This window comes from Pseudomonas sp. TMW22080 (genome assembly GCF_022496745.1).
Classification (GTDB): domain Bacteria; phylum Pseudomonadota; class Gammaproteobacteria; order Pseudomonadales; family Pseudomonadaceae; genus Aquipseudomonas; species Aquipseudomonas bubulae.
The window spans coordinates 403,405-427,295 of the sequence record NZ_SCFF01000001.1 but is presented as its reverse complement, the minus strand read 5'-3'; the positions used below and the strand labels follow the sequence as shown (position 1 = coordinate 427,295).

Sequence of the window (23,891 nt, the reverse complement as noted above, 5' to 3'; positions counted from 1 at the left end):
CCCTAACCGTTGAGGAACCAGCATGAAAATGAGCAACCCTGGATTACTTGTACTGACTGGCGGTGATGATGTGGCGGTGGCGCGCGGCGACATTGCCAAGGGTCAGCAACTGTTTGCCGATGGCCTGAGCGTGACTGCGCTGGCCGATATCCCGGCGGGGCACAAAATCGCCCTGCGTGCCGTTGCCCAAGGGCAGTTGGTGCGCAAATACGGGCAGTCCATCGGCCAGGCGAGTGCAGCCCTGCACCCTGGTGATCATGTTCACGTGCACAACCTGCAGATGCCGCAGACCAGCTCGAACCACACGCTGGCCAACGTGTACCAACCTACCGTCCAGGATGACGGCGGTGCCCGCTTTGCCGGGTATGTCCGTGCAGACGGGCGTGTCGGTACGCGCAACTACATCGGGGTGATTTCCAGCGTCAACTGCTCGGCAACCGTATGCAAACAGATTGCCGCGGCATTTGATGCGGGCTACCTGCGCGACTATCCCAATGTGGACGGCGTAGTGGCAATCACCCATGACAGCGGCTGCGGTATGGGCGCCAAGGGCGAGGGCATCGAGATTCTCAAGCGCACCCTGCGTGGCTATGCCGATCATGTCAATTTCGCCGGTGTACTGGTGATCGGCCTGGGTTGTGAAGTCAATCAACTGGCCCCGCTCATGGAACAATTGGCCGAGCGCAACGCGGTGCTCAAAGCAGGCCTGGTGATCCAGGACGCCGGCGGTACCCGCGAAACGGTGCAACGCGGCAAAGAGCTGGTCAACGCCATGCTCGATCAGGTCAACAGCCAGCAACGCAGCAGCGTGTCGGCCAGCCACCTCACCGTAGGCCTGCAATGCGGTGGCTCGGACGGTTATTCGGGGATTACCGCCAACCCGGCGCTGGGTGCGGCGGTCGACCTGTTGGTGCGCCACGGCGGTACCGCCATTCTCTCCGAAACACCGGAGATCTATGGGGCAGAACATCTGCTGACGGCCCGCGCAGCGTCAGCGCAGATTGCCGACAAACTGATGGGCCGTATCCACTGGTGGGAGGCCTATGTACGCCAGCATGACGGCGACATGAACAACAACCCTTCACCGGGCAACAAGGCCGGAGGCATAACCACCATCCTCGAGAAGTCCCTGGGTGCAGTGGCCAAGGCGGGGTCTACCGGCTTGATGGCGGTCTATGAATATGGCGAGACAGTCCAGCATAAAGGTCTGGTGTTTATGGACACGCCCGGCTATGACCCGGTGTCTGCCACTGGCCAGGTGGCGGGTGGTGCGAATCTGATCTGCTTTACCACTGGTCGTGGTTCTACCTATGGCTGTAAACCAACGCCATCGCTGAAAGTTGCCACTAATACCCGCCTGTTTGAGCGCATGGCGCTGGACATGGATTTCAATGCCGGAACGATTGTCGATGGCGAGGAATCGGTGGTCGAGGCGGGCGCACGCCTGTTCGCACTGATGCTCACAACCGCGTCAGGCGGCAAAACCTGCAGCGAGGAAAACGGCCTTGGCGACAACGAATTTGTGCCCTGGCAAATTGGCGCGGTGATGTAACACCCACACGTCCAAGGGCTGGCTCCAAGCTTTGTGCTACGCACCCGGGCCTGTGTGGTAGCCTTTGGCATCATTTTTTGGACGCTGCCTCGATGGTCTCCACCTTTGCTCCTTCAGAGCGCAAGCTCTATCAGAAAATCGCCGACCGATTGCGCGACTACATCGTCCAGGGTGACTTCAAGGTGGGCTCGCGCCTGCCTCCCGAGCGCGATTTGACCCAGTTGCTGGGCGTCTCGCGCCCGTCGTTGCGCGAGGCCCTGATTGCCCTGGAAATCGAAGGCAGCATCGAGATCAGAATGGGCTCGGGGGTCTATGTGGCTGCCCGACCGAGCGAAGGCGGCGCCCGTACCGGCACTCATGGCGAGAGCCCGACTGAACTGATGCAGGCCCGCGCGCTGATCGAGGGCGAAGCGGTGGTGCTGGCCTGCATGCACGGGAAAAAGAGCGACTACCGTTACCTGAAGGAGTGCATTGATGCCATGCGCGCGAGCATCGAAGCGAACCGTCCGCCGCTGGAAGACGACCGAAAGTTTCATCATCGCCTGGCAAAGATGACCGGCAATGGTGCGTTGGTGCGCATCATTACTGCGCTGTTCGATGAGCGTCACAGCCCGATTTCTGCGCAGTTGAGCGAGCGTTCGGAAAACCACGGCACCTGGGATGCCGCGGTGGTCGAGCACGAGGCCATTTTGCAGGCCCTGGAAGGCAAGGATGTGATTGCTGCCCAGACTGCCATGCGCCAGCATTTGCTGTGTTCCCAGGCGCGCTGGCTGGGGACGCTGGAAGCCCGGACAGGGGATTAGAGACAGACCGCAAAGCCGTGTAGAACCATCCACAGGCCTGAGAAACATTATTGGTAAAGCAGCAATAATCCGGTGTGGCTACAAGGTTATCGACGAACATGAAATTTCGTCCGAGTGCGCAATCGGCCACAGAAAATATCCTCTGCAGGCCTTAATCTTGACGTTTTTGTCGTATACGCGGATTGCCCATGTCTTCAGTTGTCGATGGTTTGCCCAGTAACAAACGCCTGCCTGCCGTGATCGCGATCTCCCTGGGGATTGGCATGGCGACCCTCGATACCGCCATCATCAACACCGCCTTGCCAACCCTGGCCGAAGGCATCGGCACTGACTCCGCCTCGGTAATCTGGGTAGTCAACGCTTACCAACTGGCGACCATTGCCGCGGTGTTGCCGTTTGCTTCTCTCAGTGACGTGTTGGGCCATCGCCGGGTTTTTCTCGGCGGCCTGCTGGTGTTTATCCTGGCCTCCCTGTTCTGCGGGCTGGCGTGGTCGTTGCCCACGCTGACTGCCGCGCGGGTGGTGCAAGGGCTGGGCGCGGCGGCGATCATGAGTGTGAATATCGCGCTGTTGCGCCACATCTATCCCGCCAAAATTCTGGGCAGGGGGCTGGGCTATAACTCGCTGGTGGTGGGGCTGGCTTTCACTCTGGGGCCAACGGCTGCATCGGCCATCCTGTCGGTGACGACCTGGCATTGGCTGTACCTGATCAATGTACCGTTGGGACTGCTGGCCGTTGTACTGGGCTTGCGCTCGCTGCCGGAAATTCCCAGAAGCGGACACGCGTTTGACCGGCTGGCCGCAATTTTGTGTGCCGGGCTGTTTGCCTTGCTGGTGCTGGGGCTGGGTTCGGCGGTACATGGCGCCGAGGGCGATTTAAGCCTGGGGCTGATCGGCGTGGCGCTGGTGTGCGGGGTATGGCTGATGCGCCGTCAGGCTGCGCATCCGGCACCGATGCTGGCGATTGATCTGTTCAAGCGGCCACTGTTTGCCTTGTCCTCTCTGACCGCAATCTGTGCGTTCAGCGCCCAGGGGCTGGCGTTTGTTTCGTTGCCTTTTCTGTTGCAGACGGCGCTTGGCCACAGCCAGGTGGCTACCGGTTTTTTGATGACGCCGTGGCCCGCGGTGGTAGCGGTTATGGCGCTGATTGCCGGGCGTCTGGCGGACCGCGTATCGCTGGCACTGCTGTGCGGCATCGGCCTGTTGATGTTGAGCGCAGGCATGGCAGCGCTGGCGTTATTGAACGAAGGCGCTTCGACCTTTGATATTGGCTGGCGCATGGCGTTGTGTGGCGCCGGTTTCGGGTTTTTCCAGTCGCCCAACCTCAAGGCAATCATGACCAGTGCGCCGCTGGCCCGTAGTGGTGGTGCCAGCGGCATTGTCGCCACGTCGCGGTTGCTGGGGCAGACACTGGGCGCGTCACTGGTGGCGCTGTGTTTTCACTTGTCTGCGGTCAGCGGCCCGTACCATGCATTGTGGCTGGGCTGCGCTTTTGCCCTGGCGGGTGCGTTGGCCAGTGGCCTGCGTTTGATGCAGCAGCCCGGACAGGCTTGAGGTGCGGGAGAGTCAAAAGTAGGACTCTCGCGGTGGGCTATTGATCCGGCAAGCTTTCTCAGCCGTCAGAGCGCCATGACCATTTCATGCCAGGCCATGCCGCCATGCCCGGAGGGCGATGGCTGGACGTACTGATAGTCCATGCGGGTATAGAGAGGCACATGCTGTTGTTTGCACATCAGATGGATCGAGTGCTTGCCCTGGTTGCTCATCTGCCTGACAAACTCATTCATGAGCAGCCTGGCAAAGCCCTTGCCCTGGTGTGCGGGGGCAACCACTACGGACATGATTACCACATTGGGTGCAACAGGGTCGTGGCCGATCAGCTCCTTGAAAGCCTCATCCGACATCACGACGTTGTAGGCACAGCCGCTATTGATAAACCCGACGATTTCCCCAGCCTGCTCAAGCACAAGAAACCCTTGGGGATACTGGGCGATTCGCGTTCGGATCTTCTCCAGGGTGGCTGCTTCATCGCCTTCATAGGCCGAAACCTCGATCTGATAGCAGGATTCGGCATCCTGGGGCGTTGCCTGCCTGAAGAGGGGTTCGGGCATGACCATGGCTTAATCCCCAGTGGTTGTTGTGGTGTCCTGCTCCGATTGCTCGGCCAGCTTCAGGCGGTCAGCCTTGCTGATGTACGGGTTCTTGTTCTTCGGGGCCAGCTTGGCGTTGGCCTTCTTGGCATTGGCCTTCAATATCTGGTTGATTTTTTTACGACGGTTCATGGTTGTTACCCGGTTTGTAAGTTGTTGAACGGTGTCAGCTTGAAAAAATAGCCAGGCTCATGCTGTTGCAGAGAGTGGAGCGGTCTGCGGCTTCCCATGCGGGAGCCGTGATGGGCTGGCTGGAGTAGGTGAATGTTACACGGTTAGTTGTGGCATTGAATTGATGATTGGCAGCGTTGCTAGCACACGCTTGCCTTGTTCTTCTGTGTGCAGGGCAAAGAGGACTGCAGAATATTGCCCGCAACGACAGGAAGCGCCTCTACAGATTGCTCTCATCCACATCCACATCCACATCCACATCCACATCCAGCGCCTGGCCGATAGCGTAGTAATGTCCTCCGGCGATGTAATGCAGGCTGCGCAAGGTCGGGTCGGCCGTTTCAAAGTGCCAGTGACCTTCGCTGAAAACGCGAGTGTCGGCCCAGGCCCCAACCACTTCCCCGATAAACAGGTCGTAAGTTTGTTGGTTGTGCGGTTCGGGGATCAACTTGCAGGCCAGCCAGGCTGAGCAACCTTCAACAAATGGCAGATCATGGCCAGGCATCTCGAACAGTTGCACCGCGCAATGCTCGAGTTTGTCCGGGTCATCGACCAGGCTGACGCTGCCGACCAGGCTGGTCAGCCTGATTTGGGCTACGGTAGGTACCTGGATCACAAAGACCCCGCTGTTTTCCACCAAGGCGCGGGTTTTCACGTTTTTATCCAGCACCACGGTCAACTTGGGCGGGTCGAAGTCCAGGGCGCATGCCCAGGCTGCTGCCATGACATTCTGCACCCCTGCATGGCGGGACGAGACTAGAATCGTCGGGCCGTGGTTAAGCAGTCGGTAGGCTTTGTCCAGAGGGACGGCTGCAATATGTTCGTGCATTGTGGCTCCGCAATCGGGCAGTTTTAAAGTGCGGTCAAGGCCGCCGGCTTTGACTTATCACCAGAAGGATACGACGCTGGATTCTTTATCTGAAGCGTCTTTGAACAGGAATAACCATGGCCAACCCTTACCGCGAACTTCTGGCAATACCTGGCGTCATGGGGTTGGTGGTGGCAAGTTCGATTGCCCGTTTGCCGCAGGCAATGATCGGCATCGGCATCATCACCATGCTGGTGCAGCAAACAGGGCTTTACTGGGTGGCCGGGGCGGTGGCCGGAACCTTTACCCTGGCCAATGCCCTGGTGGGGCCGCAGATATCAAAACGCGTCGACCGGTTGGGTCAGCGCCGGGTGCTGCCGGTGTTCACCGCATTCAGCATCGCCATGCTGCTGGCGTTGATCGCCGCAGCACATCTGCGCGCCGACGCACCGTTGCTGTTTGTCCTGGCGGCACTGGCAGGCACCATGCCAAGCATGCCGGCCATGACCAGGGCGCGCTGGACCCAGCTTTTTCGCGGCAAGTCGCTGCTGCATACCGCGTTTTCCCTGGATACCGTGCTAACTGAAATGGCCTTTATCCTGGGGCCGCCCCTGGCGATTGGCCTGAGCACCGGGCTGTTTGCCGAAGCCGGGCCCCTGGCGGTGGCCGTACTGCTGGCGGTAGGCGTTACGGCGTTTGTGATGCAGCGTCAGACTGAGCCACAGATCATCAAGTCGGCCAGCACTCATACAGGCTCGACCTGGCGTCTTGCGGGCCTGCCTACCATTGTCCTGGCCTTGCTGGGCATGGGCGTTATCGGCGGCTCCGTCGATGTGGCCGTGGTTGCCTTTGCCAACGCCCATGACTGGCCGGCATCTGCCAGTTTTATCCTTGCCGCCTATGCTCTGGGGTCATTGATTGCCGGTCTGGCCTTTGGTGCTTTCAGAATTGCCATGCCCATGGCACAGCAATTTTTTATCGGGATTCTGGTCACGGCCATCACTGCGGTATTGCCGATTTTTTCATCCGGTGTCTATGTCCTGGCCCTGTTGCTGTTTGTTTCCGGGGTGTCTTTCGCACCAACCATGGTGATTGTCATGAACCTGGGCACGCTTATATTGCCGCCGCAGCGGGTCACTGAGGGTCTGACCTGGATGTCCACCGGCATCAGCATCGGCGTGGCATTCGGCGGGGTGGTGGCAGGCCTGGTGATCGACGCCTGGGGCGCCCGCGCCGGTTTTGCCGTTCCTATTGTCGCGGGAGCGGTGATGGTGCTGATTGTATTGCTTGGCCTGCGCACGCTGAATGTTGCAGCACAGGCTCAGTCACAGCAGGAATTTGCCAGGTGAGTGGTAATTGCTCCTGCGCCTTGCAGGTGTCAAAGGCTGTCCGGATCCCCGAAAAACATCTGAATCCGTGATCGCAACCAGCGCTCCCCGGGATCGTTGTCCTGGGCGCCGCGCCAGGCCATATGCAGCTCGAAGCTTTGGGTGTCCAGCGGCGGGTCTTCGGCGCGCACGCCACCCGCCGCGGTAAGGGCTTCGGCCGTGTAGTCGGGCACGGTGGCGATGATATCGGTCCCTGCCAGCAGGGTGCTCAGGCCATTGAACTGCGGTACGGCGAGTACCACATGACGCTTGCGGCCCATTTTTTCCAGTTCGGTATCGATAAACCCGCTCAGGTCACCGGCGAACGACACCAGTGCGTGGGGCCGTTCGCAGAAGTCGTCCAGGCTCAGGGGGCCGGGCATGGTGTCGGCACGTAACAGTTTGGGACGGCTACGGCGCAGTACTTTGCGCTTGGCGTTGGCAGGCAGGTCGCTGGTGTAGCTGACGCCCACCGAAATCTCGCCCGAGGCCAGCAGTGGCGGCATCAGTATGTAGTTGACGCGGCGGACAACCAGGACGATACCCGGTGCTTCTGCACGCAAGCGCTTGAGCAGCAGCGGCAGCAGGGCGAATTCGACATCGTCCGACAAGCCGATGCGAAACACTGAGGTGCTGGTCGCCGGGTTGAACTCTGAAGCGCGGCTCACCGCCGTGGAAATCGAGTCAAGGGCAGGCGAGAGCAGGGCAAAGATCTCGATCGCCCGGGCAGTCGGCTCCATGCTGCGCCCGGTACGGACAAAAAGCGGATCGTCGAACAGATTGCGCAAGCGTGACAGAGCCGCACTGATGGCCGGCTGGCCCAGAAACAGCTTCTCGGCTGCACGGGTCACACTGCGTTCATGCATCAGGGTTTCAAAGACGATCAGCAGATTCAGATCGACGCGACGCAAGTCGTTACGGTTCATCGGGCAGGCTTCGCAGTCGGTTCAACAGGTAGTGAGGTAACGGATCTTACTGGCAAAACTGTTTTTTCGTCACTCGGTAGATTTTCTTTCTTGCTGGACTGTAGGAGGTTTAACTCCTGTTTATGGTGGTTTCCCCGGTTTTTCAGGGCTTCTGCTCGCTGTAAACCTGTCGGCGGATCAATGCCAGGCATGTCGACTATTAATGCTGTCTGTTAGTCTTGCGCACAAAGCCCGGATAAAGTCCCGTGGTATTAGCGATTAATTAGGCGAGGTTGGTAATGTCGCGCACGATCCGTTTTCACAAGTTTGGTCCGGCCGAGGTGCTCAAGTGCGAAGAGCACGAAGTCGCCGCGCCTGCTCCCGGCGAAGTGCAGGTCCGTGTTCAAGCCATTGGCATCAGCTGGTATGACGTGCTCTGGCGGCAGAACCTGGCACCCAGCCACGCCCGTTTGCCTGCGGGTATAGGCCATGAAATGGCCGGTATCGTCACCGCCGTCGGTGCCGGGGTTGATGATCTGGCGATTGGTGACAAGGTCGCCAGCTTTCCGGGCCAGAGCGCCAATGACTACCCGACCTATGGCGAGCTGATTTTGATGCCACGCTCCACGCTGACCCGCTACCCGGACGTATTGTCTGCGGTAGAGGCCAGCGTACATTACACACCGCTGTTGATCGCCTATTTCGCTTATGTCGATCTGGCCCAGGTCAAGCCCGGGCAGACCGTACTGATCACCGATGCCAGCCATTGCGCCGGTCCTTCGTTCGTGCAGTTGGGCAAGGCGATGGGCCTGAAGGTGATTGCTGCGACCAAGGACGCCAGTGAGCGCGAGTGCCTGCTGGCACTGGGTGCCGACAAGGTGATTGTCACCGAAGAGCAGGACTTGCTGATGCAGATCAACAAGATCACCGACAACAAGGGCGTGGATGTGGTGCTCGATGGTCTGGGTGGCCCGCAAATGTCAGTGCTGGGTGATGTCCTGGCGCCTCGTGGCAGCCTTGTTCTGTATGGTTTGCAAGGCGGTAACCAGACAGGGTTTCCGGGCTGTGCGTGCTTTCAGAAGAACATCAAGTTCTTCGTGCACTGCATCGGTAACTTCACTGGCAAGCCCGAGCTGGGTATCGCACAGGACGAAGAGGCGATGAAACGTGCCTTGCGTGATATCAACCAGCTAACTGCTGACCGGGTGCTCACACCGCTGGAGATCAAGGTGTTCCCTTTTGAGGACTTTGTAGAAGCCCATCGTTATATGGATGGTTGTCCGTGCCGGGGGCGAGTTGCTTTGCAAGTGGCTGCGACCTGAAGCCTGACAAGGCTGCGCAAAACTTCCCGTCTCATAAACGCGGCCCTGAACATAGTGTTCAGGGCCGCGTTTTTTTGTGTCTGGCCCCAGCGGACTTTTGGTTTGCTTTATCCAGAAAGAAAGTGCGGCTGAAGAACATGTCATAAGAGTGCAGCATAAGAAAGTATGTATTCTATTGAGTGGTTTTTGTAGGTTTCTTCCTGTGCGTATGTGCGTCTCGTCTCTTCCGGGTCCAAGAGTTGCAGTAAATCTGGGCGCGTCTAATTGGGCGTGCTGATAATAAGAAGCTCGATCCGGAGGATAATCCATGAACAACTTTCATGAACAGGCCATGGGCTTTGTGTATCAACAAGTTCTGCATCGGCTTCTGGGGTGTTTCAGTCGTCCCGAGCGCATTGCATTGCAGTTGTTGATTCAACGTTTATTAGTGGCGGCCGGTGGCGTGGAGCGCATAGGGAATTACCGGGTAATGGTGGTTCATGAGGGCGGCAAGGAGTGTGCCTATACATTGGCTTTTTTACGCGCCGCACAACTGAGTATTGCCGGGCGCTCGCCAGAGACGTTCAAGTTGCGCATTGCGATACTGCGCCAGCCACGCATGACCGCCAATGTGATGGAGCGAATTCAGACCCAGTGCAACGAGTTGTTTATCTATGAAGATATGCGTGTCGAGTTGTTGATTGTCGATGAGCAGAGTACAACCAGGCTGCATAAACAGACGGTTTTCGAGAGCCTGCCTTCGGTGATGAATCGTACTCAGGTGCTGATGTCAGGACACCTGACCCAAGGCGACGCCAGAGCGACATTCTTTTATTCCGACCTGCTGGCCCGGGCCAAGCTGTACCGTCAGGCATGCAGATGGGGCGCCAGGGTGGACGCCCTGATTGACCGGCGCCCGCCAAGCCATCTGGGGCAATACGTGACGTGGATCCAGCAGGTTGCAGAGCAGCACGGGCATGCACCGCCGGGTGATGACCATGAAAGTTTTGAAAACGCAGTCAAGTTGTGCAGCAAGCTGGATGATGACTATAAAGAGTTCTTGAAATTGCCTCCCGCGTATCGGGGTGAGTTTTCTGCAATCAGTGGCGGCAGCAATGATATTGACGTGATCAATATTTTTGATTGTTTATGCCACGAAGCGGACGTGTTGAGTTCTCAGGTACTGATGTTTGTGGAGGGACCATGGAATATAAAAATGCTGGACATTGAGGAGCCGCAAGCGGCGGTCGTGTTAGTGGCTGCCCACCTCCAGGGTTTGCGTGGCACTTACCAGTACGGGGTGGAATACAGTGTCGGTGCGGATGCTTACTTGCGCCGTGCATCGCTGGAAAATCAGTGCAATGAACGGTTTAAAGGTCAATTGATAAAGAGGCTCGGCGCTTCGTTCAATACACCGAAACGAATTAGAAAGTTGCACGGTGTCGCCACTCAGTACCTGGGTGAACTGCACGGTGTCAATAATGAACAGTTGGGCTGCTTTATATGTTCGCCTTTTGTTAATAAAGCCGATGACCTGGAGTCCTTTCTACAAAACTGCTACCCCGAAAAATTGCAATACATCCACGAGTTTCGACGGGTACTGATGGACCCGGACAGCACTTCGCAGGTCGATATCGCCTGGCTGGAGTCTGTAAGCGGACTGCCCCTTGCATCGTTGCAAGCGCTTTATCACATGGAAAAAACAGACGTGAGAACAAGCAACACCCTGATTGCCACATTGTGCGCTCACGACCCAAGCAAAAAACCCTGGCACCCAGTACTTGCGGGCTAAGGCAGGTGGTTTGGGGGCGGGTGAGTACCACCCCGGCCTGCTGGCGGGGACCCGGCGAACTCACCGCTCATCCAATAGCATTTGCCAGAGCCCCGGGCAAACTGATATCTGTACGCATATCCAGTATTCATGCTCAGTGGTTAGTTCTGCCTGTGATTTCCAATCCCCTCGAAGACCCGTTTTACTACCTGAAAAACTTCCGGCATGTGCTTGACTGGATCGCTGCCCGTTATGAAGACGTGCTGACTGTCGACGAGCAACGGTTTATCGCAGGTTTTGCCCAATTACCCGGCCCCTCGCAAGCGCTGTGGGTGCGCATGATCATGCGCAAGGGCGATCACTTCCGGGCCGGCAGGCTCAATTACCCGGAAATCGGTGATACCGCGCTGGCGGCGGCCCCCTTGCTGGCCCTTGGCTGGCTGGATAATCAGGCGCCCTTGGCCTTGGCCGACGTGTTTGACGTACTGCAAAAAGCGGAAATCCTGGCCTGTTTCAGTGCCCGTATCACGCAACCCAAGGGTAAAAAAACGGACTGGTTCGAGCAACTGGCTGCCGACTTTACCCAGCGTCAACCCCTTTCCCAATGGCATCCCGGCCTTACCGAGCCGCTTTACACCCTCAACCACCGAGCGCTGTGTGACCGCCTGCGGCTGATGTTTTTTGGCAACCTGGGGCAGAGCTGGTCCGATCTGGTACTGGCCGACCTCGGCCTGTTTACCTATGAGAAGGTCGATTTCAGCCACGAGTCCCGTGCTCTGGGGTGCCGGGCCGATATAGAGGGCTATTTGCAGCTCCATGCCTGTCGCGAGCAATTTGAGCTCAGTGGCGATGCCGCTGCCGTGCTGCAACAGGTGCTCGACTACCAGGCAGGCAACCGCTGGCTGCAACGGCGCCGCGGGCGCTTGTTGTTTCAGCTGGGTCAGCATCTGGAGCGGGCAGGGGATCTGACGCGGGCACTGGAGGTCTATCAGCACAGCCTGCACCCCGAGGCACGCCAGCGCAGCATTCGCGTGCTCGAACGTCAGGCGCACTATGCACCGGCATTGCAGCTGGCCGAAGACGCGCAACAGGCCCCACTGACTGATGCCGAGCTTCAGCATCTGCGACGAATCATCCCGCGCTTGCGCCGCAAGCTGGGCTTGGCGCCATTGCCCGTGGCCCAGGCAATGGCACCCGACCGGCTCGACCTGAGCCTGCCACGGGACGAAGCGGCCAGTGTCGAGCTAATGGCTGCCGCGCACTTGCACAGCGCTGCAGCGCCTGTGCATTACGTGGAAAACACCCTGGTTAACGGGCTCTTCGGTCTGCTGTGTTGGCCGGCGATTTTCGCACCCTTGCCGGGCGCCTTTTTTCACCCGTATCAGAGTGGTCCGGCAGACATGCTGGAAGATGATTTCTATCAGCAGCGTGCCGACAGGTTCGAGGCTTGCCTGGCGCAGCTCGATGATGGCCGTTACCTGACCACTATCCGCGACACCTATGCTGCCAAATTTGGCGTGCAGTCTAACTTCGTGGCCTGGAATCACCTGAATCAGAACCTGCTGGAAGAGGCATTACGGTGTTTGCCCCCTGCGCACTTGAAACTTTGGTTTCGGCGTCTGTTGCTGGATATCAGGGCCAATCGCAGCGGTATGCCCGACCTGATCCAGTTTTTTTCGGCGCAACACACCTATCGCATGATTGAGGTCAAAGGCCCGGGTGACCGTCTGCAGGACAACCAACTGCGCTGGCTGGCCTTTTGTGAAGGGCACGGGATGCCGGTGACCGTGTGTTATGTGCAATGGCAGGAGCTGCAAGGGTGAATTATCGCGTTGCAGTGCGTGCCTTGTGTGAATTCACCGCCAAGACTGGCGATCTGGACTTGCGATTTACCCCTTCGCCCACGGCGCAACAGGGCATAGCCGGGCATCGCACGGTTGCCTCGCGGCGCAGCTCGGAGTATCAGGCGGAGCTGAGCCTGGAAGGACAGTTCGGCGCCTTGAGCGTTCGCGGTCGTGCAGACGGTTATGACCCCGCGGCCAATGTCCTGGAAGAAGTGAAAACCTTTCGCGGCGAATTCACTGCAATACCGGCCAACCACCGTCAACTGCATTGGGCTCAGGCCCGGGTCTATGGCTGGTTATTGTGCCAGAGCCTGCAGTTGCCACAGGTTGACCTGGCGCTGGTGTATTTTGACATTATCAGTGAAAAGGAAACCCGCCTGCAGGAAACCTGGTCAGCATCGGACCTGCAGCAATTTTTCGAGCTGCAATGCGGGCTGTTCCTGGCCTGGGCCGAGCAGGAAATGGCCCATCGTGCGGCCAGGAATGCTGCCGCCCGTGCCCTGGCCTTTCCCCATAAGCAGTTTCGAACCGGGCAGCGGGCTTTGGCAGAAGCGGTATACAAGACCGTCAGCACCGGGCGCTGCCTGATGGCCCAGGCCCCCACCGGGATCGGCAAAACCATCGGTACCCTGTTTCCGTTGCTCAAGGCCATGCCCGGCCAGCAGCTCGACAAGCTGCTGTTTCTGACGGCCAAGACGCCGGGGCGCAAACTCGCCCTCGATGCGATGCAGGTGCTTTTTCCCGAAGGGCAGGACGCTCCGTTGCGGGTGCTGGAGCTGGTGGCGCGAGACAAGGCCTGTGAATACCCGCAAAACGCCTGCAATGGTGACTCTTGCCCTTTGGCCAGAGGCTTCTACGATCGTTTACCCGCTGCGCGAAGGGCTGCGATTGGCCAAACCCCCCTCGATCAGAAGAGCCTGCGCAATGTCGCGTTGGAGCACGAGGTCTGTCCTTATTACCTGAGTCAGGAAATGGCGCGCTGGGCTGATCTGGTGATTGCCGATTACAACTATTACTTCGACTTCAGTGCCTTGCTTTATGGTCTGGCCCAGGCCAACCAATGGCGGGTCGGGACCCTGGTGGATGAAGCCCATAACCTGGTCGAGCGGGCGCGCGGGATGTACAGCGCAAGCCTCGATCAGCAGACCCTCAACAGCGTACGGCACACGGCTCCGGCACCGCTGGACAAACCCTTCAAACGCCTTGACCGCGAATGGAGTGCCCTGCACAAGACGCAGGCGGGCCCCTATCAGGCATACCCGCAACTGCCAGCCAAATGGCTGAATGCCTTGTCTTCCTGCATCACCGCCATAGGCGATTACCTCAACGATCACCCCCATGGGCTGGCGGGAAACCTGCAGGCGTTCTACTTCGAAGCCTTGCAGTTCAATCGGGTGGCGGAGTTGTTCGATGACAATTTCCTGTTCGACGTCAGCCTGGTTGAAGGCGGCAAGCGGCGCCTCTCGCAACTCAATCTGCGCAACATTGTGCCTGCCGGTTTTATCGGCCCGCGTCTGGCGAGTGCTCACAGCAATGTGCTGTTTTCCGCCACCCTCAGCCCGCAGACCTATTACGCCAATCTGTTGGGCTTGCCGGAGGATGCGCTGTGGATGGATGTCGAATCGCCATTTGGCGCCGAGCAACTGGACGTGCAGGTGGTGAGCCGCATATCCACCCGTTTTGTCCATCGTCAGGCTTCGCTGGAGCCGATTGTGGAGCTGATTGCCAGGCAGTTCGGCCAGCGTCCGGGCAACTATCTGGCGTTTTTCAGCAGTTTTGATTATATGCAACAGGTTGCCGAACTACTGGCCGAGCGCCATCCGTCGATATCACGGTGGCTGCAGGCACGACGAATGGACGAAGCAGCACGTCAGGACTTTCTCGACCAGTTCACCCTGACCAGTCAGGGCGTCGGTTTTGCCGTGCTGGGCGGCGCATTCGGTGAAGGCATTGATTTGCCTGGCGCGCGGCTGATCGGTGCTTTTGTCGCCACCCTCGGTCTGGCCCAGTTGAATCCGGTCAATGAACAGATCAAACAGCGCATGGCGGCACGGTTTGGCGCCGGTTATGACTACACCTACCTTTATCCGGGTGTGCAGAAAGTGGTGCAGGCAGCCGGCCGGGTAATTCGCACCCAGAGCGATCAGGGGACGCTGTTTCTGATTGATGACCGTTTTGCCGAGCCGAAGGTGCAGCAACTGCTGCCGCGCTGGTGGCGACTGCAGTGACCGAAATCTCGAGTACCCCAAACCCTGTCTTCGAGGGTGCCGTCAGAGGGCAGGGGGCTGTTCAGTCGCGGTAAAAGACTTGCACCAAGTGATAGCCGAACTTGCTCTTGACCGGGCCATGCACCACCCGCAGCGGTTTTTTGAAGATGATCTGGTCAATGATGCCAACCATCTGCCCGGGCCTCACTTCGCCCAGATCGCCGCCGCGTTTGCCTGACGGGCAGGTGGAGAATTTTTTCGCCAGCACATCGAATGCTTCGCCTTTGGCGATGCGTTGTTTGAGCGATTCGGCCTCTTCGGCTGTTTTCACCAAAATATGGCGGGCTTGAGCTTTCATGTGATCTGTACCTTGGAACAGTGGGGCATAGTGCGCGGTCGCGGATTATGCCTGAGTTTTCGCCTCCGGGTGATGATGGCGCGGCAGGTACAAGCACACACGGGTGCCGCATCCGCTCAGGCTGTTGATGCTGACATGCCCGCCGGACTGCTGGGCAAAGCCGTAAATCATCGATAGCCCAAGCCCGGTTCCCTGGCCCACGGGCTTGGTGGTGAAAAACGGGTCAAAGGCCCTGGCGAGGACCCGCGGGCTCATACCGGTGCCGTTGTCACTGACCTCGAGCATGACGTAATCCCCGGAGCTGACTGATTCCAGAGTGCCGAGATCGCTGGCATTGAGGTAATGATTGGCGGTTTTGACTACCAGGGTGCCACCGTCGGGCATCGCATCCCGGGCATTGATCATCAGATTGAGCAGGGCACTTTCGAGCTGGCCGCTGTCAGTATTGACCGGCCAGATGTTTTGCCCCAGTTCCAGGATCAGGTCGATATTCGCGCCTTTGCTGCTGCTGAACAATTCCTGCAGTGATTTCACCAGCTGATTGGGGTCCAGCGGCTTGCGATCCAGCGACTGGCGACGGGAGAACGTCAGCAAGCGGTTGGTCAGCGCGGCGGCGCGCTGCGCAGAGTTGACGGCGGCATCGGCAAAACGCTCGACCTCGTCAATACGGCCTGCCGCGATGTAGCGTTTCATCAGGTCCAGGCTGGCGATAATGCCAGTGAGCATATTGTTGAAATCATGGGCGATGCCGCCCGTCAATTGCCCTACCGCCTCCATTTTTTGCCCGTGGCGCAGGGCCTCCTCAGCACGGGCCCGCTCCTGTATCTCGAGCTGCAATTGCATATTGGCCTCGGCCAATGCCCGGGTGCGCTCGGCCACACGCTCCTCAAGGGTTTCGTTAAGCTCAAGCAAAGCTTGTTCGGTGGCGCTGGCCTGCAAGCGTTGGTGGCGCCTTGAACTCTTGATTGGCATGGTACGTCCTGAATTTGAATCTGTAAGTCGGTCTGTTTAAGGCCGCATACCGGTACAAGGCTGTCAGCCTTGCTGCAAAGCCCGGTCTTGACCGTGCGACTAAGGTCGAATGAGGCTCCAGCTTAGCCTTTCGTACAATTGCGCCCCTTTTTTTGATTGAGGACGCTCACTTTGTATCCGAGCGTGTCTTCGGTCGTTTTCACCCTGCCAATGATTGGCTGCTGGAGCTTGTACATGGTTCATCCTTTTTCATTGTTGGCGCATCGCCGGGTAGCACACTTGGGCGCGCTGGCAGTGTGTGCCGGCTTTGCCGCACCGTCACAGGCCGGCGGCTTTTTTGAAGACAGCAGCGCCAGACTGGAAGCACGTACGGTGTACTTCAATCGCGATTTTCGCGATGGTAGCAGCTCAAACCCCCAGGGCGCCTCCAAGCGCGATGAAACGGCGCAAGGGTTTATCCTCAATCTGCAATCGGGCTATACCGAGGGCACCGTCGGTTTTGGCCTGGATGCACTGGGCATGCTGGGCCTGAAGCTGGATTCCAGCCCGGCCGACAGCAATAGTGGCCTGCTGCCTTCGACCGGCAGCGACCCGCGTCGTTCCAAGGATCAGTACGCCAAATTTGGCCTGACAGCAAAAATGCGCGTATCCGACACCGTGCTCAAATACGGCGCGCTGCTGCCTGATCTGCCGTTGCTCAAATACAATGATGGCCGTTTACTGCCAAACATGTTCAATGGCGCCATGCTGGTATCCCAGGAAATCAGGGATCTCAAGTTCATGGCCTCGCGCCTTGACCGTTATACCGCCCGGGACTCCACCGACTCCCAGGACCTGCGCCTGAACTGCAAAAACAAGCGTTATGGCTGCAATATCACCGCTGATCACTTCAGCATGTACGGTCTGGACTACAAGGTTAACGAGCATCTGACTGCGCAATACCACTACGGTGAATTGCAGGATATCTATCGCCAGCAGTTTGTCGGTTTGCAGGCCAATCAACCGGTCGGTCCTGGTGTGTTGTCCGCCGATGTGCGCTTGCTGAAAAGTGATGACTCGGGTTCGGCCAAAGCTGGCACTATCGACAATCGCGCATTGGGCGCCATGCTCGGCTATGCACTGGGCGGGCACAAGATCAGTGCTGGCTGGCAGCGCATGAACGGCGATACTTCAATGCCGTACCTGGATGGCAGCAACCCGTATCTGGTCAACTACCTGCAGGTCAACGACTTTGCCAACGCTCAGGAGCGTTCCTGGCAACTGCGTTACGACTACGACTTCAAGGCCATCGGCATCGACGGTCTGTCGTTCCTGACCCGTTATGTCAACGGCGACCATATCAAGGTGGTGGGCAGCAGCGAAGAGGGCAAGGAGTGGGAGCGTGACAGCGAGCTGAAATACATCGTGCAAAGCGGTACGTTCAAGGACGTCAGCCTGCGCTTGCGTAATGCCACCTACCGCACCAACTACTCCCAGTTTGCCCGTGACGTGGATGAGACCCGTTTGATCGTCAGCTATAACCTGTCGATCTGGTAAGGGCTGTAGCCGCTGAGGAGCGAAGCGAGGCGGCGATGGGTTGCGCAGCGACCCTGAAATATTGAAGGTCCTGCGGCCCTTATCGCTGCCTCGTTCGCTCCTCTGCGGCTACAACGGTTATAGCAGCTGTTCGCGGTAGGGCAGGTCCGGGCCGGTTTTACTGCAGGTCAGGGCTGCGGCACGGCTGGCGAAGTCGAGCAGGGCGTCCAGTTGCACCGCACTCAGGCCCTGTATGCCTTCGATCGAGTCCAGCCCATGTCCGGTCAACCATGCAATCACTGCGGCCTGGAAGGTATCCCCCGCGCCCACGGTATCGGCTACATCCACCAGGCTGGCGGGCACCGAACGCTGCCCATGTTCGCGACTGAACACACTGGCGCCCTGACTGCCCCGGGTCAAAAACACCAGTTGGCAACGATGGTTGAGCCATGACCGGGCAATCTCCTGCGCGTCCTGTCCCGGGTACAGCAGCTCCAGGTCTTCATCACTGACCTTGATCACATCGGCATAGGGGATCAGTTCCTTGATCCGCTGACGCCAGCGTTCGATGTCCGGCTCGGGATTAAGGCGCACATTGGGGTCAAGGCTGATCAGCCGTTGCCCGCTCTCGCGCTTGACCAGTGCCAGCAACGTATCGCCCACCGGCTGCACCACCAACGAAAAAGACCCCACATGCACACCCCGCACCTCGGGCCCCAGCAGCGGCAGGTGATGGGCGTGCAATTGCCGGTCGGCGCAGCCCTCACCGCGAAAGCTGTAGGCGGGCGAGCCGTTGGCATCCAGCGCGACCATGGCCAGCGTGGTGGGCGCGTCCAGATCATGCAGGTATCGCGTGCTCACGCCTTCATTCACCAGCACCTGTTTCAGCCGCTGGCCCAGGTAGTCGGTCGACAGCCCGGCAAACAGTGCGGTGTCGACGCCCAGGCGACGCAGGCCCACCGCCACGTTGAAGGGTGAACCGCCAGCAATGGCCTTGAAGTCCACCTGGCCCGTCGGCGTACTCTCAGGGGACCGGGCAAAAAAATCGAATAAGGCTTCTCCGCATACCAGATACATAACATTTACTCGGTTAAGGCTGCGACCTGTAGTCGGTAGCGTTGATAGAAGTGTTCGTAGGCCCGGACGTTATCGGCCTCGGGCCGGGTTTCACCCGCAGGATCCAGGCGCACGCAACGCCGGCACAGATCAGCCAGTGTCGGTGAGTCAGCAGCCACACACCAGGCAGCCTGAATTGCAGCCCCCAGTGCGGCGGCTTCGCTCTGCTCAGGGCAGACTACCGGGGTGGCCATGATATCGGCCACCAACTGGCGCCACAGGGGGCTTTTTGAACCGCCGCCTACCAGGCGGATGACGTGGCTTTGCAGGCCGTTGCGGCGCAGCAGATCGAGGCCGTAGCGCAAGCCATAGGTGGTGCCTTCAATGGCTGCGCGGCACAGATTGGCCTGGGTCATGTTGGTCAGTGTAAGGCCCTGAAAATTGCCGGTGGCATCGGGCAGGCCAGGCACCCGCTCGCCGTTGAGGAAGGGCAGCAGACTGACACCCTCTGCGCCTGCGGGTGCCTGCCTGGCCATCTGGTTGAAACCCTCCACAGACAAGCCGAACAGCTCGCGCACGGCACCGGTGACATTGGTCAGGTTCAGGGTACAGATCAGCGGCAGCCAGCCGCCGGTGCTCGAGCAGAAGCTGGCCACTGAGGCCTCGGGACGGGCCTGTGGCTGCGGGTCAAAAGCATAGACCGTACCCGACGAGCCCAGGCTCATGGTGATGATTCCGGGTTCGATATTGCCGGTGCCAATGGCTGCCATCATATTGTCGCCGCCCCCGCTGGATACCACGGCATCGGGGTTCAGTCCCAGCAACTGCGCGATAAGCGGGCGGATACGCCCGACCGGTTGGCGGGGCTCGATCAGCCCGGGCAGTGCCTGCTCCAGATGGCCGTCGGGATCGATATGATGCAACAGTTCGCGATCCCACTGGCGAGTGCGCACGTTGAAATAACCGGTGCCGGACGCATCACCGTATTCGCTGCAGCAGCGTCCGGTCAGCCAGAAATTCAGGTAGTCATGGGGTAACAGGATATGGGCAGTGCGTGCCAAAATCTGAGGATGATGGTGTTTTGTCCAGAGCAGCTTGGAGACCGTGTAGCCTGGCGCGATCACCAGGCCCAGCCGCTCCAGGGAGCCGGTTTCGCCGCCCAGCCATTCTAACAGTTGGTTGTTTTCGCCAGTTGACTCGGTGTCACACCACAGTTTGGCCGGGCGCAATACATCGCCTTGGCTATCGAGCAGCACCAGCCCGTGTTGTTGTGCGGACACGCCTATGCCCTGAATCTGCTGGCCGCTGATGCCGGCTTGGGTCAGGGCCTGGCGGGTAGCGTGTTGCAATGCATCCAGCCATTGCCCGGGATCCTGCTCGCGCCGCCCCTGTGCGCCCTGGATTAACGTGTGTGGAGCGCTGCCCAGCCCGAGCACCTGGCCGGACTCGCTGTCGAGGATCAGGGCCTTGGTGCCCTGGGTGCCGCAATCGATGCCCAGGTATAAGTGGGTTGTGCTCATGGGAACCTGCTCTTAGCCAGATCAAAAGCCTCTAACAGACCCTCTCCGCAGGGATAAGGGACTGATCGGGGATAACGGTGCACTTGCGACTGCTCAATTCAGCACCCTCTGCCAGAGAGGGCTGGGGTGGGCTTCAAAGATGAAGCAGATTTTCCAGGGTTTTGCTCACCCCGACATCACGCAAGCTGTTCAGGCACCACTCGAACGCAGCTACAAACTCGGCAGACCGGGGAATGGCGCCGCCAAAGATCTCTTCAACGCTCAATAATCGCTGCACGATCAACTCATCATCCGCCACCAGGGCCTGGCAAAACTCCGCTCGCGGGTCGGGAATGGCATAGTGCAGCCCAGTTTCATCAACTCCCTTGAGATACATCACCCAGGCTGCAACCACCAGTGCCGCACGTTTCAACTCGCCACCATCGCTGATCAGCCGGTTGATGGCAGGCACGGTGAACTTGGGAAGCTTCGACGAGCCATCCGAGCACACGCGCTCCAACTGGTCGGCAATGGCCTGATTGGAAAAGCGTTCCACCAGGGTGTTCTTGTAGGCCGTCAGGTCAATGCCGGGCACCGGCGCCAGTTGCGGCGTTACGTCCTGATCCATATAGGCACGCATATACGTCACGAACAGGGGATCGCCCATGGTTTCGTGAACAAACCGATAGCCCTTGAGGAACCCCAGGTACGTCAATGCCAGATGACTGCCATTGAGCAGTTTGATTTTCATCTCTTCATAAGGCGTGACGTCGTCGGTGAGTTGTACGCCCACGGTTTCCCATGCCGGGCGGCCGCAGGCAAATTTGTCTTCGAGTACCCACTGGATAAACGGCTCGCAGACCACCGGCCAGGCGTCGTCTATACCCAGTTGGTCATGCAGTTGCAAACGATGGGCGTTACTGGTCATGGGCGTGATGCGATCCACCATGGCATTTGGAAAGCTGACATTGGCAGCGATCCAATCATGTAGTTCAGCACCGCGCAGCGCGGCAAAAGCCAGCAGGGCCTTGCGCGCGACAGCGCCGTTGTGGGGCAGGTTATCGCAGGACATCAGGGTAAAGCCCCGGATACCGCTGGCCTGGCGTCGGGCCAGGGCGGCGCATAGCACACCAAACACGGTTGTCGGTGCTTCGGGGTGGGTGAGATCGTGCTGGATCTGTGGCAGTGCAGACATAAATTCGCCGCTGCTGTCATCGATGCAATAGCCGCCCTCGGTGATGGTCAGCGAAACGATGCGAATAGCCGGGCTGGCCAGCTTGTCGATCAGTGCATTGATGCCGTCTTCGGCCAGCAGCATGCCGCTGATAGAGCCGATGATGCGGCTTTGGGTGTCGTCGCTGTCGCCCAGTTCGAACAGGGTATAGAGGTAGTCCTGACCGGCCAGAGCGTCGCGCACCTTGCGGTCTTCGCCCCGCAGACCGATGCCGCAGATGCTCCAGTCCAGATCCTGGCCCCGATTCATCAGAGCATCGGTGTAATACGCCTGGTGGGCGCGATGAAATCCGCCCACGCCGATGTGGGCAATGCCCTGCCGGGTATCGCTGCCAAGGTAGGTGGGTTTGGCCACCAGGTTGGTAAGGGTGTCGAGGTTTCGGCGATTGAGTTTCATGGGGCAATCTCGTGGGTTCAGGCAGCTGCGCGCAATGGACGGGTCAGGGCCAGGCCCCCGGCATCGAATAAATGGCAATGTTCACTGTCCAGGTGCAACTGCAACTGCTCGCCATAGCGGCTGGCCATATCACCGCGCACGCGCATGGTCAGCGGTTCACCGCAGGCAGTATTGACGTGGCAATAGGTGTCGCTGCCCAAGCGCTCGCCGACATCGGCAGTCACACTCAGGGTGCACTCACCGGGTTTGGCCAGGTTCAGGTGCTCCGGACGAATGCCCAGGGTGACCGGGCTGCCCAGGCTCAGCGCAGGGCTGCTCAGGGGTAACTGGATACGGGTGCCGGCGTCCAGCTCGACTTCGCAACCCTGGCTGTCAACGCGGCTGATCCGGCCTTTCAAAAAGCCCATTTTCGGTGTGCCGAGAAAGCCTGCAACAAACAGGTTGGCGGGGTGGTGATACAGCTCCAGCGGTGAGCCAACCTGTTCGATCCTGCCGCCATTGAGCACCACCACCTTGTCGGCCAGGGTCATGGCTTCGACCTGATCGTGGGTCACGTAGATCATGGTTGCTTGCAGTTCCTGATGCAGGCGTGCCAGTTCCAGACGCATTTGCACCCGCAGCGCGGCATCGAGGTTGGACAACGGCTCATCAAACAGGAAAATCTTGGGGTTGCGAACAATCGCCCGGCCAATGGCCACGCGCTGACGCTGACCACCGGACAGGTGTTTGGGCTTGCGCTCAAGTAAGGGTGCCAGTTCCAGAATGCGGGCGGCTTCGTTGACCTTTTTTGCCACTTCGGCCTTGGCCACGCCTGCCAGGTCGAGGGCAAACGACATATTTTTGCGCACGCTCATATGCGGGTACAGAGCGTAGGTCTGAAATACCATGGCCAGATCGCGCCTGGCCGGGCTGACTTGAGTGATATCGCGCCCGTCCAGCTCGATGGTGCCGTCCGTCACTTCCTCAAGCCCGGCAATCAGGCGCAGCAGTGTGGATTTACCGCAGCCCGACGGCCCGACAAATACCACGAACTCACGGTCGTTGACCTCAAGATCAATGCCTTTGATGATCGAGAAACCTTCAAAGCCCTTGTGCAGATTGTTGATTCTCAGGTTGGCCATAGTGGGCCTCCAATCAGTATTTTTATTTGACTGCGCCGAAGGACAAACCGCGCACCAGTTGCTTCTGGCTGATCCAGCCAAAAATCAGGATCGGTGCGCAGGCCAGGGTCGAAACGGCCGACAACTTGGCCCAGAACAGGCCCTCGGGGCTGGAGTAGGACGCGATCAGTGCAGTCAGAGGCGCGGCGCTGGAAGAGGTCAGGTTCAGTGACCAGAACGCTTCGTTCCAGCACAGGATCAGCGACAGCAGCAGGGTTGAAGCCAGGCCGCCCTTGCTGATCGGCAGCAATACGCGCACCACCTCCTGCCACAGCGTGGCGCCGTCCAGCCGTGCGGCTTCGAGGATGTCTTTGGGAATATCCTTGAAGTAGGTGTAAATCATCCACACCACGATCGGCAGGTTGATCAGGGTATAGATGATGATCAGTGCCGCCCGTGTATCCAGCAGGCCAAAGCTCTTGGCCAGCAGGTAGATGGGCATCAGTACACCCACTGGCGGCAGCATCTTGGTGGAGAGCATCCACAGCAGCGTGCCCTTGGTGCGCTTGGTTTCGTAGAACGCCATCGAGTAGGCCGCCGGGATAGCGATCAGCATGCACAGGGCCGTGGCAGTGAACGAGATCACCACCGAGTTCCAGGCGAAGTGAAAGTAACTGCTGCGCTGTTCGATATGCAGGTAGTTCTCCAGCGTGGGCGTGAAAATGAACTGGGGCGGCGTGGCAAAGGCGTCGAGTTCGGTTTTAAAACTGGTCAGGAGCATCCAGAAGATCGGGAAAAAGATCAGGATGGCGATGGCCCAGGCCAGGGTGCCCAGCAGCAGGCTTTGCAGGCGGCGCGATTGTTGTAGTGTCATCACTGAGCC

The 23,891-nt window shown here is 58.9% G+C and carries 19 protein-coding genes and 1 pseudogene; 9 read left to right on the top strand and 11 right to left on the bottom strand.

Going from position 1 to position 23,891, the window contains the following annotated elements; translation table 11 throughout:
• Window positions 1–22: 22 nt before the first annotated feature.
• The 3 genes from EQV96_RS01920 (at window position 23) to EQV96_RS01910 (ending at window position 3,908) form a co-directional block, all read left to right on the top strand.
• Window positions 23–1,552 (top strand): altronate dehydratase family protein, encoded by a 1,530-nt coding sequence (locus EQV96_RS01920; RefSeq protein ID WP_240881160.1) that lies wholly within the window; start codon window positions 23–25, stop codon window positions 1,550–1,552.
• 92 nt (window positions 1,553–1,644) lie between these two features.
• On the top strand, window positions 1,645–2,355 hold the full coding sequence (locus tag EQV96_RS01915) for a FadR/GntR family transcriptional regulator (protein ID WP_150628443.1): 711 nt from the start codon (window positions 1,645–1,647) through the stop codon (window positions 2,353–2,355).
• Between the two features lie 188 nt (window positions 2,356–2,543).
• Window positions 2,544–3,908 (top strand): MFS transporter, encoded by a 1,365-nt coding sequence (locus EQV96_RS01910; protein ID WP_240881159.1) that lies wholly within the window; start codon window positions 2,544–2,546, stop codon window positions 3,906–3,908.
• A 65-nt stretch (window positions 3,909–3,973) separates the two neighbouring features.
• Here the strand turns inward: EQV96_RS01910 and EQV96_RS01905 are convergent, their stop codons facing one another.
• The 3 genes from EQV96_RS01905 to EQV96_RS01895 form a co-directional block, all read right to left on the bottom strand.
• A complete protein-coding gene (locus tag EQV96_RS01905) occupies window positions 3,974–4,465 on the bottom strand; it encodes a GNAT family N-acetyltransferase (protein WP_323165882.1) in 492 nt (163 codons plus the stop codon).
• 9 nt (window positions 4,466–4,474) lie between these two features.
• Window positions 4,475–4,636, bottom strand: coding sequence for a DUF2986 domain-containing protein (locus EQV96_RS01900; RefSeq protein ID WP_095031598.1), 162 nt, complete (start codon window positions 4,634–4,636; stop codon window positions 4,475–4,477).
• A 259-nt stretch (window positions 4,637–4,895) separates the two neighbouring features.
• Window positions 4,896–5,504 carry a flavin reductase family protein gene (locus EQV96_RS01895; RefSeq protein WP_138738009.1) on the bottom strand — a complete coding sequence of 203 codons (609 nt, stop codon included), beginning with the start codon at window positions 5,502–5,504 and terminating at the stop codon, window positions 4,896–4,898.
• Between the two features lie 116 nt (window positions 5,505–5,620).
• Between EQV96_RS01895 and EQV96_RS01890 the strand changes: the two genes are divergently transcribed.
• Window positions 5,621–6,832: an MFS transporter gene (locus tag EQV96_RS01890; RefSeq protein WP_240881158.1), complete on the top strand. Its 1,212-nt coding sequence runs from the start codon at window positions 5,621–5,623 to the stop codon at window positions 6,830–6,832.
• Window positions 6,833–6,861: 29 nt separating this feature from the next.
• On the opposite strand, the gene EQV96_RS01885 is transcribed toward EQV96_RS01890, so the two are convergent.
• Window positions 6,862–7,776 carry a LysR family transcriptional regulator gene (locus EQV96_RS01885; protein WP_095000309.1) on the bottom strand — a complete coding sequence of 305 codons (915 nt, stop codon included), beginning with the start codon at window positions 7,774–7,776 and terminating at the stop codon, window positions 6,862–6,864.
• A gap of 278 nt (window positions 7,777–8,054) precedes the next feature.
• Between EQV96_RS01885 and EQV96_RS01880 the strand changes: the two genes are divergently transcribed.
• The 4 genes from EQV96_RS01880 (at window position 8,055) to EQV96_RS01865 (ending at window position 14,899) form a co-directional block, all read left to right on the top strand.
• Window positions 8,055–9,077 carry a zinc-dependent alcohol dehydrogenase family protein gene (locus tag EQV96_RS01880; protein ID WP_095000308.1) on the top strand — a complete coding sequence of 341 codons (1,023 nt, stop codon included), beginning with the start codon at window positions 8,055–8,057 and terminating at the stop codon, window positions 9,075–9,077.
• Window positions 9,078–9,408: 331 nt separating this feature from the next.
• A complete protein-coding gene (locus EQV96_RS01875) occupies window positions 9,409–10,848 on the top strand; it encodes a hypothetical protein (RefSeq protein WP_240881156.1) in 1,440 nt (479 codons plus the stop codon).
• A 152-nt stretch (window positions 10,849–11,000) separates the two neighbouring features.
• Window positions 11,001–12,650 (top strand): VRR-NUC domain-containing protein, encoded by a 1,650-nt coding sequence (locus EQV96_RS01870; RefSeq protein ID WP_346769598.1) that lies wholly within the window; start codon window positions 11,001–11,003, stop codon window positions 12,648–12,650.
• Entirely contained in the window at window positions 12,647–14,899 is a 2,253-nt protein-coding gene (locus tag EQV96_RS01865) for an ATP-dependent DNA helicase (RefSeq protein WP_240881154.1), read from the top strand. Before EQV96_RS01870 ends, EQV96_RS01865 begins: the two co-directional genes overlap by 4 nt.
• A 61-nt stretch (window positions 14,900–14,960) precedes the next feature.
• Here the strand turns inward: EQV96_RS01865 and EQV96_RS01860 are convergent, their stop codons facing one another.
• Complete coding sequence (locus EQV96_RS01860) at window positions 14,961–15,236, bottom strand: peptidylprolyl isomerase (protein WP_083369510.1); 276 nt, start codon at window positions 15,234–15,236, stop codon at window positions 14,961–14,963.
• A 78-nt stretch (window positions 15,237–15,314) separates the two neighbouring features.
• Window positions 15,315–16,160 (bottom strand): annotated as a pseudogene (locus EQV96_RS01855) (ATP-binding protein); the annotation flags it as partial.
• 282 nt (window positions 16,161–16,442) lie between these two features.
• On the opposite strand from EQV96_RS01855, the gene EQV96_RS01850 reads away from it, so the two are divergent.
• Window positions 16,443–17,744 carry an OprD family porin gene (locus EQV96_RS01850; protein WP_095000303.1) on the top strand — a complete coding sequence of 434 codons (1,302 nt, stop codon included), beginning with the start codon at window positions 16,443–16,445 and terminating at the stop codon, window positions 17,742–17,744.
• Between the two features lie 117 nt (window positions 17,745–17,861).
• On the opposite strand, the gene EQV96_RS01845 is transcribed toward EQV96_RS01850, so the two are convergent.
• The 5 genes from EQV96_RS01845 to EQV96_RS01825 all read right to left on the bottom strand — a co-directional run bounded on the left by EQV96_RS01845 (window position 17,862) and on the right by EQV96_RS01825 (window position 23,885).
• A complete protein-coding gene (locus tag EQV96_RS01845; RefSeq protein ID WP_095024700.1) occupies window positions 17,862–18,800 on the bottom strand; it encodes a carbohydrate kinase in 939 nt (312 codons plus the stop codon).
• A 5-nt stretch (window positions 18,801–18,805) separates the two neighbouring features.
• The gene (gene xylB / locus EQV96_RS01840) at window positions 18,806–20,299 is read right to left on the bottom strand and encodes a xylulokinase (RefSeq protein WP_240881152.1); all 1,494 of its coding nucleotides are present in this window, start codon (window positions 20,297–20,299) and stop codon (window positions 18,806–18,808) included.
• Between the two features lie 133 nt (window positions 20,300–20,432).
• Window positions 20,433–21,908 carry a mannitol dehydrogenase family protein gene (locus EQV96_RS01835; protein WP_095017969.1) on the bottom strand — a complete coding sequence of 492 codons (1,476 nt, stop codon included), beginning with the start codon at window positions 21,906–21,908 and terminating at the stop codon, window positions 20,433–20,435.
• Between the two features lie 17 nt (window positions 21,909–21,925).
• Window positions 21,926–23,029: a sn-glycerol-3-phosphate ABC transporter ATP-binding protein UgpC gene (gene ugpC / locus EQV96_RS01830; protein WP_130871511.1), complete on the bottom strand. Its 1,104-nt coding sequence runs from the start codon at window positions 23,027–23,029 to the stop codon at window positions 21,926–21,928.
• A gap of 22 nt (window positions 23,030–23,051) precedes the next feature.
• Window positions 23,052–23,885, bottom strand: a complete 834-nt coding sequence (locus EQV96_RS01825) for a carbohydrate ABC transporter permease (protein ID WP_130871510.1) — start codon at window positions 23,883–23,885, stop codon at window positions 23,052–23,054.
• Window positions 23,886–23,891 lie beyond the last annotated feature (6 nt).

Excerpts from the sequence above, each read along its gene's own strand:
- EQV96_RS01890 (WP_240881158.1), top strand. The coding sequence starts at position 5,621 with ATGGCCAACCCTTACCGCGAACTTCTGGCAATACCTGGCGTCATGGGG.
- EQV96_RS01850 (WP_095000303.1), top strand. The coding sequence starts at position 16,443 with ATGGTTCATCCTTTTTCATTGTTGGCGCATCGCCGGGTAGCACACTTG.
- EQV96_RS01860 (WP_083369510.1), bottom strand. The coding sequence starts at position 15,236 with ATGAAAGCTCAAGCCCGCCATATTTTGGTGAAAACAGCCGAAGAGGCC.
- ugpC (WP_130871511.1), bottom strand. The coding sequence starts at position 23,029 with ATGGCCAACCTGAGAATCAACAATCTGCACAAGGGCTTTGAAGGTTTC.
- EQV96_RS01920 (WP_240881160.1), top strand. The coding sequence starts at position 23 with ATGAAAATGAGCAACCCTGGATTACTTGTACTGACTGGCGGTGATGAT.
- xylB (WP_240881152.1), bottom strand. The coding sequence starts at position 20,299 with ATGAGCACAACCCACTTATACCTGGGCATCGATTGCGGCACCCAGGGC.
- EQV96_RS01905 (WP_323165882.1), bottom strand. The coding sequence starts at position 4,465 with ATGCCCGAACCCCTCTTCAGGCAGGCAACGCCCCAGGATGCCGAATCC.
- EQV96_RS01885 (WP_095000309.1), bottom strand. The coding sequence starts at position 7,776 with ATGAACCGTAACGACTTGCGTCGCGTCGATCTGAATCTGCTGATCGTC.
- EQV96_RS01895 (WP_138738009.1), bottom strand. The coding sequence starts at position 5,504 with ATGCACGAACATATTGCAGCCGTCCCTCTGGACAAAGCCTACCGACTG.
- EQV96_RS01835 (WP_095017969.1), bottom strand. The coding sequence starts at position 21,908 with ATGAAACTCAATCGCCGAAACCTCGACACCCTTACCAACCTGGTGGCC.
- EQV96_RS01910 (WP_240881159.1), top strand. The coding sequence starts at position 2,544 with ATGTCTTCAGTTGTCGATGGTTTGCCCAGTAACAAACGCCTGCCTGCC.
- EQV96_RS01845 (WP_095024700.1), bottom strand. The coding sequence starts at position 18,800 with ATGTATCTGGTATGCGGAGAAGCCTTATTCGATTTTTTTGCCCGGTCC.
- EQV96_RS01900 (WP_095031598.1), bottom strand. The coding sequence starts at position 4,636 with ATGAACCGTCGTAAAAAAATCAACCAGATATTGAAGGCCAATGCCAAG.
- EQV96_RS01875 (WP_240881156.1), top strand. The coding sequence starts at position 9,409 with ATGGGCTTTGTGTATCAACAAGTTCTGCATCGGCTTCTGGGGTGTTTC.
- EQV96_RS01880 (WP_095000308.1), top strand. The coding sequence starts at position 8,055 with ATGTCGCGCACGATCCGTTTTCACAAGTTTGGTCCGGCCGAGGTGCTC.
- EQV96_RS01915 (WP_150628443.1), top strand. The coding sequence starts at position 1,645 with ATGGTCTCCACCTTTGCTCCTTCAGAGCGCAAGCTCTATCAGAAAATC.